The following is a 15,031-nucleotide window of genomic DNA, read 5'->3' on the forward strand; positions in this document are numbered from 1 at the left end:
AAGGAGTCTGCAAAAATAAACGGCGGGCTCCTGAGGAGCCCGCCGAAGGACACGGATTCGATTATTTTTTGAATTTGTTGAGCATATCGCCGAAGCGCTCACCTAAAGTGACGCTCATTCCTTGATTGTTCAAAGAAACGTTCGGGTTATTGTTCAACTCTTCCTTCATTACTTTCTTCTCCGCTTTTGGCGCAGGAGCCGGTGCTTCTTCGGTCTCCTTGATGCTCAAGCTGACACGCTTCTCAGCCGGATTGAAGTCAAGCACCTTCACTTGAACCGTCTGTCCTTGCTTCAGCACCTCGGATGGCGTCGCGATGTGGCGATGCGCGATTTGGGAAATGTGAACCAAGCCTTCCACGCCAGGAGCCACTTCAACGAAGGCGCCGAAGTCAACGAGACGCTTCACTTCACCAGTCAAGATATCTCCTGTCTTGATCTTGTCAGCGGCTTGCTCCCAAGGTCCTGGCTGCGTTGCTTTCATGCTCAGGCTGATTTTGCCGTTCGCCGGATCGACTTTCAATACTTTTACGTTTACTTTCTGTCCTTCTTGAACGAGATCCGACGGCTTCTCGACATGATGCCAAGCCATCTCGGATACGTGAACGAGACCGTCCACGCCGCCCACGTCAACGAATGCGCCGAATTGAGTCAGGCGCTGTACAGTGCCTTCCAGCTCTTGGCCTCCGCTCAGGCTCTCCATGACACGCTGCTTGTTCGCTTCGAACTCTTCGTCAAGCACTTCTTTTTGGGACAGAATGAGCTTGTTGTTCTCGCGATCGATTTCCTTGACCTTTACGCGCAGCGTGCGGCCTTTGTAATCGCTGAAGTCTTCTACGAAGTGACGCTCTACCATGGATGCAGGAATAAATGCGCGGACACCGACATCGGCTACAACGCCGCCTTTGACGACATCAACAACCGTAACTTCAAATACTTCGTTGTTGTCGAAACGCTGCTGCATGACATCCCATGCATTCTCGCTGTCTACTTGCCGCTTGGACAGAACCATGCGCTCCTTGTCATCGTCGATGCTGACAACCTTGCATTCGACTTCTTGCCCTACTTGGACAACATCCGCAATGTTGTCTACGGATACGGAAGACAATTCGCGGACAGGAATGACACCGTCATATTTATATCCAATGCTAACGACCGCTTGGTTGTCGTCGATTTTGACAATCGTGCCTTTGACGGTATCCCCTTTTTTGACGGACACGATGTTTTCCATCACTTCCTGGTTTGCCGTTTCGGCTGTTTCGTTGACTTTTGTTTCTTCAGACATGTGAACTACCTCCTCAATTGAAACCCCATTAATTGAACCCCGCCTTAGAGGCGGGCTTCGCAAGGACTCTTCCGTGCCCTTCTGCAGCTGGCATCGCTGACGCGAATGCCATAATATGCGAATCCGTCCGCGTCCGCAGCCGTTCGAACAGCCGCTCCGCATCGGGATGTCGTAACATTGTCGAATATAACCTGTAAATAATACCTGTAGTATCTGACGTTATCGGAAATTCATGCACGATGGCCTCCGGAATCATCAACCTTCCCGCTTCAGCCGGTAGATATGGTCCATGATGCGCTCGGTTGCCCGCTCTAGAACGTCGCTTCCCTTCTGCTCCAGCAGATCCGACATATCGATGGGCGGACCATAGACGATCCGGGTCTTGCGGAACAGCTTATAGTTGCCGATAATCGCCACCGGAACGACAGCCGCGCCGCTACGGAGCGCAATCATCGCCGCTCCCTTCTTCGCTGCGGCCGATTGGTCCGTATTACGCGTGCCTTCAGGAAATATACCCATAATATCCCCGTCCTGAAGCAATTGAAACGCCGTGCGGATCGTTTCTTTGCCTACGCCGCCCCGCTTGACAGGGAATGCGCCCAGCGCCTTGATGGCCGCTCCGAATACCGGGATGTTGAACAGCTCGGCCTTCGCCATGAAGCGGATGCGCCGCTTGAGCAAGATGCCTATCGCCGGAGGATCCAGCAGACTGATATGATTGGAGCAGAGGACAACGCCGCCATCCTTCGGCACATGTTCTCTCCCGGATGCCTCCAACCGGAAAAGAAGGCGGTAAATCAGGCGAAGCAGCGCCCTTATCATCGTATAAAACATAATTGATTACCGTTCCCCATCTCTGCATAATAATTTGGCCTGATCCACGATGACACGAACGACGTCATCTATCGTCATGCGCGTCGTATCGAGCAGAACGGCGTCTTCCGCCTGCCGCAGCGGAGATACGTCCCTCGTCTCGTCCTGCTTGTCGCGAGCCGCAATCTCCCGCATGAACTGCTCTACGGTCGCGCCGTCAACGCCGCTCGATTCGGCGTAGCGCCGGCGCGCGCGCTCTTCTACGGACGCGGTAACGAACCACTTCTGCTCGGCATCGGGAAGAACATGCGTGCCAATATCGCGGCCATCCATGACGACTCCCTTGCGGGCAGCCATGCCGCGCTGGAGGTGGACAAGCCTCTCCCTAACGGCGGATGACCGGGCATACGAGGAAGCGAGCCGGCTAATCTCCGGCGTCCGGATCTCGTCCGTAACGTCGGTTCCGTTCAACAGAACGGCTTGCCTGGAATCCAGCGGGATCAGTTCAATCGCGACATCCTTCATCTCTTCATGAATGGCATCCGCATCCTCCGGATCTATTCCCAATCGTAACATATGTAACGCTACCGCCCGGTACATGGCCCCGGTATCGATATACGTATAACCCAATTCGCGGGCGACGAGGCGGGCTACTGTGCTCTTCCCTGCTCCTGCGGGCCCGTCGATAGCGATATTCAAACGAAGCGCAGGAGCGTTGGACTGTAAGGTCAACGAGTCTGACTCCTTCCTGGAACAATCACCGTGTATAGAGATATCACTAAAAAAGCAGGCGTTGCCTGCGACGTCAAAATTATACCACACTTCATGTAGGGATGCAAAACAGGCAATGAGGGGATCCGCCCGTTCCCGAATCAGCATCACGGCTTCTTCGTGGCCCCGGCCGCCGGATACGGGACGCCTTCCAGCCTCTCCACCTTGCAGAGCAAGCTTCGTATCCCGCCGTTCGTAAGCAGCAGCTGCACGACAAGCAGCGCCGCGGCGAAGGCCAGACCAATGCGGACCATCCACCTGAAAATCCGTTCCCACCAATCCATCATTGCCGCTTCCCGATTGCGCACCGGCTTCCACTTCCTCCTTGGTTTTGAGGAATATTATGGCTGGGCTTCCATCAGATTATGCACTGTTGATTTAGGGCAGGAGAGTCTTATAAGCCTTGGAAAATGATTGAGGTGACGACTCAACAGAGAATGTGGATGCGGGAAAAAAGGCGGCACGTACACCGTTTGAAATGTGGATGAACCCTTGAAATGCTGCGTGGATACAGCATTTCTTCTCTTTAAGCCGCTATTTGATGAAAGTCCTGCAAAAGTCAGGCCGTTGGAAAACCTCTGTATTTTAGAAGGGGTGGAGATGTCCATGGACATAATCAAAACTTGGCACTCAGAGCGTTTTAAGTCGATTTTTTCTACGGAGAGACGATATCCACCAAAATGGAGTGGCAAAAATTCCCGTGGACTTTTCAACGGCCTGATTTTATGGGTTCCAAGAGACCGCGTCGGATCCTGGGGGCATCATCGCCTTCTGGGGGCATCATCGCTTTCAGGAAGCATCATTGCCTCCTGGGGCTTGAACGTGTGGAGGGAATTGCTGCTATTTCACAGGATTTTCGGCTCAATAAGTCCACATCCTGAGGAATTGCTGCGAATCTACATCATTTTAGGCCCTTTTGCTTCAAGCCGAAGCGAAACGGGTTAAATTCCTGCAGTTTTGCAGGATTCCCTTTCTGGTCGAGTCGCCCATATCTAATTGCTGTATTTGCACAGGATTTCGCTTACCGAATAGGCGGAGAAATCGTGCAGTTTTGCAGATTTGACTTACCGAATAGGCGAGTCTGGAGAAATCTTGCAGTTTCACCGATTTCGCCTACCGGATAGACGTGTCTAGAGGAATGGTAGAATGTTCAGGCCGTTGGAAAAACCCTGTTTTTTACAAGGGGTGGAGATTGTCCATTTTTCTATGGAGAGACGATATCCATCACACAAAAAATGAAGTGCCACAAAATCCCTTGGGCTTTCTCAACAGCCTGCGTTTTGCAGGATTCCCTGTAACGGAGTTCACTTCATAAAGAAAAGTGCTGGGTGACGTTGTAGACGTCATGGGGGTTTTTGCAGGTTCTCGGTGAGTCGAGCTTTCAGAATCAAGGGGGGCCAAAAAAGTACGTCTCACTGTAGTGAAACGTACTTTTTTGGCCCCCCCTGTATGTATTATGCGTTCGGAGACAAGACTCATTTTCTGGCGTCAAGTTGACGTTCGAAGCAGAACCGGATCAGCTTCTGCTGGTCTAATTCGGCGATCTGCCCGAACTTCATCATGATCAAATTCCGCTCCTCATGAAATGGGTGAACCCGCACGATTTCCCCGCTGAACGGAATATGCTCGATCGTTCCGTTCCGGAACGGAACCGCAAGCCAGCATTGCAGCAGCTGTCCTTCGCGAAGGCCCCATTTCGGCGCGGCAGTAAGCGAGACCCCGCCGCCGCTGACATCCTCCGTGCACGCCAAAAATTGAACGCCGTCCAGCGTCGATATCGCGGTTTCCAGCTGAGCCTGCACCCGCAAATAGTTGCGGCGCTGCATTTTCGTCATATCGTCAGGGTTCGGCTTGCGGATAGACAGCATTCGAATCGCCTCGTTCCGCTTGCCCTCGACCTGGGAACGGAAATGCCATTTGATCCCGTCGTTCCGGGAAAAGGAGACATCCAACTCTTCCCCGATGGCGAACAATCCGAATCGGCCGGTCTCTTGGCAGAGCGGAACCTCCATCCAAATGCGCTCGTCATCCAATTCGGTCACCCTTGCTTTATAGGTCGCCTCCTCCGGAGAACGCTCCAACTGCATATACAGCATATCATTGACTTTCGGTAACATAAGCTCCCCCCTGTGGGCAATTATACCACGGGATGCTGTGGTCCAACAGCACAAAGCGCCGGTAAGCATCCTCCCGTCTCCAGGATAGACGCTCCTCCGGCGCTTCTGCGGCGCAAATGTTATTCGTGCACGGCAGTCATTTCTTCGATATGCTCTTCTTGCCCGTTTTCGGCATTAATATAGATTCGGTACGTGCTGCCGTTGATCTTGCCGCCGAATTCATAGCACAGCACTTCTTCCCCTTCATCATTCTTAATCAGGGACAGCCGATCGAACTGAACCTCCATTTCCGGATGTAGCATCTTCTGCGCTTCCTGCTTCGTGAGCTTCGCCTTGCCGATGGTCCGATCCTTATGCTCATATACATAATCCGTCGCCTGGAGCCCGGTCACTTCCCCGTTGTCAAGCGCAACGCGCACGCTGACTTGCTGCGGATAGATGTAGACACCGTTCACGACCGGCACGAAGGTGAAGCTGCCGACGCGGTTTAATTCATTGTATTTGACGGCCTCCATATCGGGATATTCGTGCTTCTTCAAAAACTGCTTAGCGGATTGGGTGGCCTGCTTCATAGAAATTCGCTTTTCCTTAATCTCGCGGGCGTCCATATACGCCATCAGCATGCCTTGCTTCGTGAAATCAATCGTTACGGTGCCCTTCCCGTCATTGCCATAATCGGCGAACGCCGTGTAGGATTCATGCTCCGTTCCTTTACCGTTCTCTTTGACTTCAATTTTCTTGTAATTTTTTTTGCCCAAAAATTGTTCCGCCTTCTGCCGGATTTGCTGTACGCTTAGCGGCTGGCCCTTCAGCATCTTGACGGAACGCTTCGTATAGAGGTTGGCGATGGTAGGCCCCCAATTCAGCTCCGGATACTCGGAGACTTTTTTGTCTACCGTTTTGAAGCCGTCGATAATTGAATTGTCCAGCGACTTTTGCTCTGACGCCATTGCGGTCTCTACATCCATCCAACGCAAATTGTCGGAGAGGACTTTATGCTGAACCTTCTGCAAATCTTTTGAAATATCGCCCGCATTCTTATACAGCGTCTTCAGCGTTTTCACTTCGTCATCCGACAGCGGCTTTTTGGTCAGATCGCGAATCGAGGTGCGGTAAGCGAAATTGGAGATGCGGGACAGAAAATCCTCCGTCTTGTTGAACGGCAGCATGGTCAGCGGGAGCTGGTTAATCTCATTCTGCGCCTGGCTCGTAATCCGCCATACATTGGCGAGCCCTTTGCGGTGCATGGCCTGCGATTGTGAGTTGACCGCGAGAGTGCGTCCCAATTCGCTGTGCAGCCTGTCAACATGGTACGTCAAATCATGGAATGCCCGTTGATATTGGTTCTCCGCCTTAATCAATATTGAATTCTTGTCTTGATGCTCTTGATAGCCCCACACGATCGCTCCAATGAAAAAGAGCGTAACGATCGGAAACATAACGGCACTAAATCGTTTATACATGGTACAAACGTCTCCCTTCACAGCAACTTGTACATCGATTTGTCCATAGTTTGCTGGAACAGCGGAAGGTTTATGCATCGTTTCCTATGTTACGCTCTTCATTCAGACAACTTTCCCATCAAATCGGTTCTTCTTCGACTTCAAAATTATCGCGGTTGTCGCACAGACATTGTTTGAAGCCCGTTTCCACACGGCCTTTTTCCCGCTTGCCGCGCAGCACGAATTTCTCGCCGCACCGGTTGCAGCGAATGGTTACTTTTACCCGCACACGCTCACTCCTCCATCATCTGTAAGAGGTGCTCACAACGTCGCTGTGAACACCCCGCTTCGGAGAGGAAACAGCAAGGATCGCCCCTTGCTTCCTATGTGCCAGTATTGCCTGCCGGTTCACATATTAATCTCTTCCTCCCGCTTCACCAGATGCAGAGGCGAGCGGGCATTCGCCCGGCGCACCTTGCCCATGCCGTAGTACCACAGAAAAATCATCAGCGGTACGACAAACCATATCCAGTAACGTGTCACCGTCAACAATATCAGATCATAAATACCATGCCAGAAAAGAGGGATTAGCAGGGAATAGGCCAGGTATCGCCTGGTCCGTCCGCCATTGTCCTTGGTGAACTTCGCCTTGCCCATATAGTAGCCCATCATCACGCCGAACATCGCATGCCCCGATACCGGCAGCAGCGCCCGCAGGAGCAAATGCGAGAAGGAAGAATGATTAATCCAAGCATACAGGACGTTCTCGATGGTGGCAAAGCCTAGAGACACTGCAACGGCGTATAAAATTCCGTCATAATGCTCGTCGAACTCAATATGATTATAGATCATATGATACAGTACGAACCATTTGACCGCCTCTTCCACCCCAGCAGAAATGGCAAAGGAGGCTACAAGCGGATTGTCTCCCCACCACTTCACCAACCCGTTCTGCACAATCATAATCGGGAAGACGATCAAAAATCCGAGCAGGAACACACGCACGACCATATGAATCGGTTCATAATCATAGCGGTCCTTCAGATAGAAGTACACCAACAGTGCAATGCCGGGGGCTATCGCGGCCGTCAGCAAAGGCAGTATCGGCGTCGTTGATTCCATCGTCTGCACGGCCGTATCTGAAGTGCTGGCGGCTATCGCTGTGATAGCCGGTACTATGCCCACACTTACACCCACCCCCGATAGCGCGCCGCTTCAGCTGTCTTGCGCACGCCGACCATATAAGCGGCCAGCCGCATGTCCACTTGCTTCATCTGATGCGTCTCATATACTTTGTTGAAGCCCTGTGTCATCAGCTGTTGCAGCTTCTGCATAACTTCTTCCTCACTCCAATAGTAGCCTTGGTTGTTCTGAACCCATTCGAAATAAGATACGATGACGCCGCCGGCGCTTGCCAAGACGTCCGGCACGAGCAGGATGCCCCGTTCCGTGACAATCTTGGTCGCTTCAATCGTCGTCGGTCCATTGGCCGCTTCGACGATAATGCTTGCCTGAATCTGATGGGCATTGTCCTCGGTAATCTGATTCTCAATCGCTGCCGGAACGAGAATATCACAAGGCTGCACGAGCAGTTCTTCGTTCGTGATCGTATTCTTGAACAGATTGGTGACGGTTCCGAATGAATCCCGGCGGTCTATCAAATCCGGAATGTCTAGCCCTTCCGGATCGTAAAGCGCACCGTTGACATCGGAGATACCGACCACCTTCGCTCCCGCTTCATGCATGAACTTGGACAGATAGCTGCCGGCGTTCCCGAAGCCTTGCACGATGACGCGCGCATCCTTGAGCGCAATACCGCGCACCTTGAGCGCTTCGAAGATCATCATGACGACGCCCTGCGCTGTGGCAGTCTCGCGCCCCTTCGATCCTCCAAGCACGATCGGCTTGCCTGTAATGAAGCCCGGGGAGTCGAACTCCCGAATATGGCTGTACTCATCGACCATCCATGCCATCACTTGCGAGTTCGTCATAACGTCCGGCGCCGGAATGTCTTTGTTCGGACCGACCATCTGGCTAATCGCCCTGACATATCCGCGGCTCAACCGCTCCAGTTCGCCGAACGACATCCGGCGCGGGTCGCATATAATTCCGCCTTTGCCGCCGCCGTACGGCAAGTCTGCAATTCCGCATTTCAAGCTCATCCAAATGGACAGGGCTTTGACCTCTTCTTCCGTCACATCCGGATGAAAGCGCACGCCTCCCTTAGTTGGACCGACTGCATCGTTATGCTGGGCGCGGAAGCCGGTGAACACCTGAACTTTGCCATCATCCATGCGCACCGGTATCCGCACCGTCAGCATGCGAAGAGGCTCCTTCATCAGGTCCACCATATCTTGTCCATAACCCAGACGCTGCAAGGCCTGTTCAATTACGAGCTGAGTGGAAGCAAGTAGGGAGTTGTGATCAATAGCGGTCATCATTATTCACCTCATAGGTTTATAGTAGAGAAACTCATTGAACCCGGGTGTCTGGACATTGAAGTGTCCAATGAGAGCAAGCTTGAATATACTGACTGACATATGATGACAAATGAAAACAGGGGACTCGCTCCGTTCCGAAGCGGGCGCTCCCTGTTAATCAACAGAAACCATTTAGGCGTGCCGAGGAGGGAAATGACTGCAAATGACAGAAATCGCATTCTCCGGGAGAATGCAGGTTCCGTACTCCTCCAGAACCGCGGCTGTTACGGATGCGGCTTCCCCGTACTCTGCAAGAATAGAGACCAGACCTTGCAGACGGTGAGAGTCGAGATCCGCCGGTTCCGCATAATATATCCACTGATTATTATATTGGTACAGCGCCCCTGAGACGGAGAAATTAGTATTCACCGTATGGGCCGCCTCGATGAAATGCTCAAAATCGCGGAAAGCGAAAACGATGGTGTCGCTCTCTTCCAGCGTCACTTCCATTTCATACACATCATCCAGCTCGTCTTCATCCGCGCCGCTCGCATGATGCCCCGAGCCATCCCAGCGGGTCCGGGTTACAATGACGACCATGCCTTGGGCAGGCATTGCGAACACTTCTACGGCAAGCGGTCCCGTCGCGTCGAATCCGAGTTCAGTGTAAGCCTGGTCCATCATTTCCGCGAACAACTCCTGCAGCTTCGTCATCTCGCGCCACAGATCTTCGCGTTGGATCCCGCGCTCCGACAAATCGTCGAACGTAAGAAAAACCCGAATTTTGTCTTGACTCAGACGTTCGATTTTCATGGACAGGACCCTCCTTTGCAACTTCGGTTATAACAGATTATGAAGCAACATATAATATGTGCTGAAAATGGTTCCTTGTAACCTCATGTTATCATTAATTCAAATGTTTTGCACTACATAAAATAGCCTGTTCGCATCTTCTTAGGTATGTACTGGAAATACCCAAAAAAGCCGTCGATGAACGCTCGACGGCTTTTGTTGCCGGTTGCTCGATCAAGACGGCCGAATCGGCTGCATGATCGTGCAGCCATTGCTTGCTATTCCATTAGTGGCGGGCTTGCTCCTGCATATCCGATTTGGACTCGAACGGCTGTACCGAAGTCTTCAAGGCGTTATGGGCGCTCGTGGAAGCAGCCGAAGAATTCATGGATGAAGGCAGCGGAGCCAGCCCGTTCTCGCTCAGAATCGCGTCAACCTTGCGCTTGACTTCCGGATCGCGATCGATCAGCTGCTTAACTTTGTCCAGGCTGAACTCGTTCGCGTTCGATTGGCCGGCCGCTTTGGTCATGGCGCTGCCCATGTCAGCCAGATTGGACATCATTGCAGAGTCCATCATTTTGTTTTTCGCTTTGCCCATCACGTCCTGCATCACGTCTCCAGCCAACTGAAGCTTGGACTGCAGGTTCGCAAGCGAGCGGCGATCGGCCATATACATGCCGGCGATTACACCGAGAGCCGTCCCGGTAAAAAATGCCCTCATATTCACTGCTGTTCCCTCCTCGATTATTAGGATTCAGTAGTTAGTGTGGTCGCCGCCCACCTGAACCATGCGCAATAAATTCAGGAAACAATGGGATAGGCCATCGCCGGTACCGCCAGATCCGTCCCTTGCTTGTCAACGTGCCCGAAGCGTAATGAAATGAACCTCCGGCGGGCTGCACAAGCGAACAGGGGCATGCGAGGTCCCATATCCCCTGCTGATGAACAATCGTGTGCGGTGTCCGTCCTTGCCAGCGAACGCATACCAGCCAGCCAAGTATTGGCGGTAAAACTTCCCTGTCCGGATAGGTCCGAACCCGGGCAAGCAAATTTGTCCCCCATGAGTATGTCCGGACAAGACCAAATCGATGCCCTCCATATTCTCGCGGCGAAGGGAGAGCGGATCATGAGTAACGACGATGGTGCACCCCGGCCGCTCCCGGACGTCAAGCATACTGAGCTTGACGTTCGTTCTTCCCGTACTGAAGTCATCCCAGCCGACCAGCCATATCCCCGCTCCGTCCCGCTCTAGGCGGATAGCTTCATTGTCCAGCAGCTTCACGCCCAATTCCCTCAGCATATCGTCAAGCCTGCGGATATCGGTGTTGTAATCATGATTGCCATGAACGGCAACGACCGGCCCAAGGCGAGACAGCATCCGTATGTTATGTCTGCACCGTTCGAGCGGAACGCCGGCTTCCGTCATATCGCCACCAACAATGACGAGATCCGCCTTGCTATGCTGCAGCAGAGCCGCCAGCTCCCGCTCGGTAATGGTCCGCCGATGAATATCGGAAATAAAAAACAAGCGGGTGCCGTCGAAAGATGACGGCAGCCGCATTAACGACACTTCCTCTTCTACTATGTTACAACCGCTCGCTTCCCGCAACATGTAGCCCGTAACGGCACAGAAGCCCAGTACAACAAGACCGATCACAGCAATCATGGCGAATTATCCCTCCAACGCCATCTTATGCCGCCCCCACAAGAAGAGCGCGATTAAAAGCCCGATAAACAGCAAAAACAATATATTATAAAACCATTGCGTAATTTTTGCGTAGTTGGAAGGATGCAATTCTTTGCGGGATGGCAAATAACGATCTTCATCCTCTTCCTCATCAAGGAGAGCCCCCGCATGTTCTCCCGGTTCGTCTCCCTGATGCTTCGGTGCTGTTGTCGTGGTGTCTGGATGGGACCCGGCTGCCTCCTTGCCTGATGCGGAAGCCTTGGGCGCCGAATCTTCCCGCAGCCGGCGCAGCGCAGTGAGCGCCGGACTGTCTTCCATGTCGGGGGCCGCAGATCTGCGAGTGAACCCGCGGAATGACGGGTCAGGCCGCTTCTCGCTCATAATTCCCTCCGAAAGCGTAAAATAAGTCCCATAATCAAATCAATGAAAAAGTGAGCCGCAATAGGCGCCCACAATGTTCCCGTCCATTCGTAGACGGTTCCAAGCGCATAGCTGATAAGAAATACCATCAGTGTCGGCAGCCAATGGCGCAAATAGCGGACATGGATCGCGGCGAACAAAATACTGGTCCAGTACGGGCCAAAAGCATACTGTACCGCCCCCCGGAACAGCAGTTCTTCACATATGCCCACAATAAGACAAATGACGACAATATGCCACACTGGCCGCTTGCCGAACAGCTTCTCGTTCATGCCCCCGTCGTCTGTCATTTCCTCCGGCATGAATTGCGATACGGCAATATCGATGAGCACGACGGCGACCGCCAATCCAGCACCCCACCACAGCCACTGCCATCCTTCCGGCAGCACCAGCAGGGCGAACGGATTTCTGCCCTGCAGCCATATCCATATCAATGCTGCCAATAGGGTCAAGCCTTGCGTCAGATACAGGTTAAGAAGCAGAAGGCGATCGTCGAGTTCGTGAACACGAACCTGCCGTTCTTTAAATTGATTCCATTTCTGTTTCATTTAATCCCTGCCTTACCGATATATACACGAAGATGCAACTAAAGTTGCGACGAACCGACAGATGAATCATATCAGAAAAAATGACTTCGATACAACCTCAGCCATTGCAATCGGCTCGATACTTCCTCTACAATAGGTAAAGTTAGCAATGATTACCACCCCGCCGTCCGGACGAAAACGAACATGTCATGAAGGAGGCAACTCGGTATGTCCAAATTGGTCGTAGAGGCTTTCATCGAAATTCCTGCTGGAAGCCAAAACAAATATGAGTATGACAAGGAAAAAGGCCGATTCATTCTCGATCGCGTTCTCTACTCTCCGATGCATTATCCAACGGAATACGGGTATTTGAACGGTACGCTGGCAGAGGACGGAGATCCGCTTGACATTCTCGTTCTTACCACCTTCCCGACTTTCCCGGGCTGCGTCATCGAGTCCCGCGTCATCGGAGTGCTCGTCATGTCGGACGACAAAGGCCGCGACGAGAAGCTCCTCGCCGTCCCAACGAAGGATCCGCGCTGGAATGAAGTCAAGTCCCTGCACGACGTACCGCCGCATCTTTTGCGCGAAATCTCGCACTTCTTTCAAGTCTATAAAGATTTGGAGAACAAGAAGACAACCATTGAAGGCTGGAAGGATGCCGAATTCGCTAAAAATCTGTACGAACAGAGCATTGTCCGATACAAGGCATCCAAATAACCGCTTTCACTTCTGTTTTCGCTATATTATGCCGTTTTTCATCCTATTGACACCGATCAGGAAGCGTGATACATTAAATGAAATTTCATGATGTAATACGGTGAAGGAAAAGAACAGATGCAGAAGCCTCCAGAGAGCCGATGGGTGGTGGGAATCGGCGGCAGACCATACTGTTCCAGCGTTCCGGAGTTGTTGTGCTGAAGCTTGCAGGAGGCAAGTGCGTAGGTCCGACCGGCTAGAGCCCGTTACCGCTCGGCATCTCGCTCCCGAGATGGTCAAGGTCTGGCGCACAAGCGCCGGGCGAATAAGGGTGGCACCACGGAAGAAGACTCTCGTCCCTTACTACGGTCGTAGTATGCGGACGGGAGTTTTTTTATAGATAACTATAATGTAGATATTGGGAGGAGATATCCATGTTTAAAGTACTCGTATCGGATCCGATCAGCGATTTCGGCATCCAGCAGCTGGTCGACGCTCAGGATGTGACGGTCCTGAAGAAGACTGGATTGTCGGAAGACGAGCTGATCGACATCATCGGCGATGTCGACGCCCTGCTCGTTCGCAGCCAGACGCGGGTAACGGCGCGCATCATGGAAGCCGCCAAGCAGCTCAAGGTTATCGGACGCGCCGGTGTCGGTGTCGACAACATCGATCTGGAAGCCGCGACGAAGCGGGGGATCATCGTTATCAATGCGCCGGACGGCAACACGATCACGACCTGCGAGCATGCTTTCGCCATGATGATGGCCTTATCGCGCCATATTCCGCAAGCGTACGTGAAGACAATCAGCGGCGTATGGGACCGCAAATCATTCCTTGGCGTTGAATTGATGAACAAGACGCTCGGCGTGCTCGGCATGGGCCGCATCGGAAGCGAGGTTGCGAAGCGCGCCAAGGTGTTCGGCATGGAAGTCATCGGGTACGATCCGTTCATGACGGACGAGCGGGCGGAGAAGCTTGGGGTCAAGCTTGGCACGGTAGACGAGATTATCCGCGCGGCTGATTTCATCACTGTCCATACTCCGCTGACCGACGAGACGCGCCATATGATTTCCCGTCCGCAGTTCGAAGTGATGAAGCGGGGAATGCGCATCATCAACTGTGCTCGCGGCGGCATTATCGATGAAGGGGCGCTTATTGAAGCGATTGACGAGGGCATCGTAGCCGGAGCGGCCTTCGACGTATTCGAGGCAGAACCGCCGGCGGCTGACCATCCGTTCTTGAGTCATCCCAAGATCATTGTTACGCCTCACCTGGGCGCATCGACGGTCGAGGCCCAAGAGAACGTGGCCGTAGACGTCTCGGAGCAGGTATTGCATATTTTGCGGAACGAACCGTTCAAAAATGCGGTGAATATGCCGCCGGTCGCGCCAAGCGTGCTGAAGAAGATCCAGCCTTACTTCAAGCTCGCCGAGAAGCTGGGCCAATTCGCCGGTCAAATGGCCAAAAGCCCTGTCATGGAGATTGTCGTCAATTATTGCGGCGATCTGGCCGAGGTGGATACCCAGCCGATTACGCGCCACATTCTTAAAGGCGTGCTCTCCCGCCATCTTGGCTCCGATGTGAACGAAGTCAATTCGATGCATCTCGCCAAGGTTCGCGACATCCATATTTTGGTGGAGAAATCCCATATCGCCAAAGGCTTCACGAATCTGCTGACGGTCAAGCTGCGCACCAGCACCGAGGAAAGGCTCGTAGCCGGCACGCTGCTGAACGGATACGGAGAACGGATCGTCCAGATCGACAAATATACGGTCGATTTGGTGCCGGAAGGCTATCTCCTTCTAATCTCGCATCATGACAAGCCGGGCGTCATCGGACTAGTCGGCTCCCTGCTCGGCAACAACGGCGTGAACATCGCGACGATGCAGGTCGGCCGGAAAATCGCCGGCGGAGACGCGATTATGGTGCTGTCCGTAGACAAGTCGGTGCCGCAGGATGTCCTTGCGGAGCTGAAAGCCCATTCGGACATCAATAAAGCGAAAGTCATCGTATTATAACGAAAAGTTGCCCGGATCAAGCCAAGCAATTGCGGCATGT

At 52.8% G+C, this 15,031-nt stretch carries 16 protein-coding genes; 2 read left to right on the forward strand and 14 right to left on the reverse strand.

Annotation, left to right across the window (positions count from 1 at the left end):
* Positions 1 to 61: 61 nt before the first annotated feature.
* From rpsA to FLT43_RS05530, 14 genes are all read right to left on the reverse strand, one after another.
* A complete protein-coding gene (rpsA, locus tag FLT43_RS05470; RefSeq protein ID WP_087441953.1) occupies positions 62 to 1,282 on the reverse strand; it encodes a 30S ribosomal protein S1 in 1,221 nt (406 codons plus the stop codon).
* A 255-nt stretch (positions 1,283 to 1,537) separates the two neighbouring features.
* Entirely contained in the window at positions 1,538 to 2,116 is a 579-nt protein-coding gene (locus FLT43_RS05475) for a lysophospholipid acyltransferase family protein (RefSeq protein WP_087441955.1), read from the reverse strand.
* A 6-nt stretch (positions 2,117 to 2,122) separates the two neighbouring features.
* The gene (cmk, locus tag FLT43_RS05480; RefSeq protein ID WP_087441956.1) at positions 2,123 to 2,827 is read right to left on the reverse strand and encodes a (d)CMP kinase; all 705 of its coding nucleotides are present in this window, start codon (positions 2,825 to 2,827) and stop codon (positions 2,123 to 2,125) included.
* A 146-nt stretch (positions 2,828 to 2,973) separates the two neighbouring features.
* Positions 2,974 to 3,174 carry a diadenosine tetraphosphatase gene (locus tag FLT43_RS05485; protein WP_087441957.1) on the reverse strand — a complete coding sequence of 67 codons (201 nt, stop codon included), beginning with the start codon at positions 3,172 to 3,174 and terminating at the stop codon, positions 2,974 to 2,976.
* A gap of 1,167 nt (positions 3,175 to 4,341) precedes the next feature.
* Entirely contained in the window at positions 4,342 to 4,983 is a 642-nt protein-coding gene (locus tag FLT43_RS05490; RefSeq protein WP_087441958.1) for a flagellar brake protein, read from the reverse strand.
* Between the two features lie 119 nt (positions 4,984 to 5,102).
* Complete coding sequence (gene ypeB / locus FLT43_RS05495; protein WP_087441959.1) at positions 5,103 to 6,446, reverse strand: germination protein YpeB; 1,344 nt, start codon at positions 6,444 to 6,446, stop codon at positions 5,103 to 5,105.
* A 118-nt stretch (positions 6,447 to 6,564) separates the two neighbouring features.
* Complete coding sequence (locus tag FLT43_RS29235; RefSeq protein WP_006285250.1) at positions 6,565 to 6,714, reverse strand: hypothetical protein; 150 nt, start codon at positions 6,712 to 6,714, stop codon at positions 6,565 to 6,567.
* 119 nt (positions 6,715 to 6,833) lie between these two features.
* Positions 6,834 to 7,547, reverse strand: a complete 714-nt coding sequence (gene prsW / locus FLT43_RS05500) for a glutamic-type intramembrane protease PrsW (RefSeq protein ID WP_087441995.1) — start codon at positions 7,545 to 7,547, stop codon at positions 6,834 to 6,836.
* Between the two features lie 65 nt (positions 7,548 to 7,612).
* Entirely contained in the window at positions 7,613 to 8,863 is a 1,251-nt protein-coding gene (locus tag FLT43_RS05505) for a Glu/Leu/Phe/Val family dehydrogenase (RefSeq protein ID WP_087441960.1), read from the reverse strand.
* Positions 8,864 to 9,037: 174 nt separating this feature from the next.
* The gene (locus FLT43_RS05510; protein WP_087441961.1) at positions 9,038 to 9,658 is read right to left on the reverse strand and encodes a genetic competence negative regulator; all 621 of its coding nucleotides are present in this window, start codon (positions 9,656 to 9,658) and stop codon (positions 9,038 to 9,040) included.
* A 265-nt stretch (positions 9,659 to 9,923) separates the two neighbouring features.
* Positions 9,924 to 10,358, reverse strand: a complete 435-nt coding sequence (locus FLT43_RS05515) for a DNA-directed RNA polymerase (RefSeq protein ID WP_087441996.1) — start codon at positions 10,356 to 10,358, stop codon at positions 9,924 to 9,926.
* A gap of 135 nt (positions 10,359 to 10,493) precedes the next feature.
* Entirely contained in the window at positions 10,494 to 11,303 is an 810-nt protein-coding gene (locus FLT43_RS05520) for a metallophosphoesterase (protein WP_087441962.1), read from the reverse strand.
* Between the two features lie 6 nt (positions 11,304 to 11,309).
* Entirely contained in the window at positions 11,310 to 11,705 is a 396-nt protein-coding gene (locus FLT43_RS05525; RefSeq protein WP_087441963.1) for a hypothetical protein, read from the reverse strand.
* Positions 11,702 to 12,292 carry a CPBP family intramembrane glutamic endopeptidase gene (locus tag FLT43_RS05530; protein WP_087441964.1) on the reverse strand — a complete coding sequence of 197 codons (591 nt, stop codon included), beginning with the start codon at positions 12,290 to 12,292 and terminating at the stop codon, positions 11,702 to 11,704. The genes FLT43_RS05525 and FLT43_RS05530 overlap by 4 nt, the downstream gene beginning before the upstream one ends.
* A gap of 207 nt (positions 12,293 to 12,499) precedes the next feature.
* Here FLT43_RS05530 and FLT43_RS05535 point away from each other — a divergent pair, with 207 nt between their 5' ends.
* Positions 12,500 to 12,991 carry an inorganic diphosphatase gene (locus FLT43_RS05535; RefSeq protein ID WP_087441965.1) on the forward strand — a complete coding sequence of 164 codons (492 nt, stop codon included), beginning with the start codon at positions 12,500 to 12,502 and terminating at the stop codon, positions 12,989 to 12,991.
* 413 nt (positions 12,992 to 13,404) lie between these two features.
* Complete coding sequence (gene serA, locus FLT43_RS05540) at positions 13,405 to 14,991, forward strand: phosphoglycerate dehydrogenase (RefSeq protein ID WP_087441966.1); 1,587 nt, start codon at positions 13,405 to 13,407, stop codon at positions 14,989 to 14,991.
* Positions 14,992 to 15,031: the final 40 nt, after the last annotated feature.

The organism is Paenibacillus thiaminolyticus, from assembly GCF_007066085.1.
GTDB lineage: Bacteria > Bacillota > Bacilli > Paenibacillales > Paenibacillaceae > Paenibacillus_B > Paenibacillus_B thiaminolyticus.